At 69.3% G+C, this 505-nt stretch carries 1 protein-coding gene; it reads left to right on the plus strand.

Annotation, left to right across the window (positions count from 1 at the left end; genetic code table 11):
* The coding region (locus R7R78_RS29775; protein ID WP_225475049.1) for a zinc-binding dehydrogenase at window positions 1–505 on the plus strand (505 nt) is incomplete at both ends.

Raw genomic sequence — 505 nt, forward strand, 5'->3', positions numbered from 1 at the left:
GGCCTCGCTCAAACCTGGCATGGCGGTGGCCACCTTTGCAGGACTGGGCGGCTTCGCCACGCACGCCTGTGTGCCCCAGGCCGTGGTGATGCCTCTGCCCGCAGGATTCCCGTTCGCCGATGCCGCCGCCTTCCTGTGCACCTACGGCACCACCTACCATGCGTTGATCGACCGCGCCAGCCTCAAGGCCGGCGAGACCGTCCTGGTGCTCGGCGCCGCGGGAGGTGTCGGGACGGCCGCGATCCAGATCGCCAAGGCCGCCGGCGCCACGGTGATCGCGGCCGCATCCAGCGACGAGAAGTGCGCGCTGTGCCGCCAGCTGGGGGCCGACGCCACCATCAACTACAGTCGCAGCAACATCCGTGACGAGATCAAGACCCTGACCGGCGGGCGAGGCCCGGATGTCGTCTACGACCCGGTCGGTGGCGATCTGGCAGAGCCGGTGTTCCGCTCGATCGCGTGGCGGGGCCGCTACCTGGTGATCGGATTCGCACAGGGACAGATC

Source organism: Vibrio sp. 2134-1, assembly GCF_033339495.1.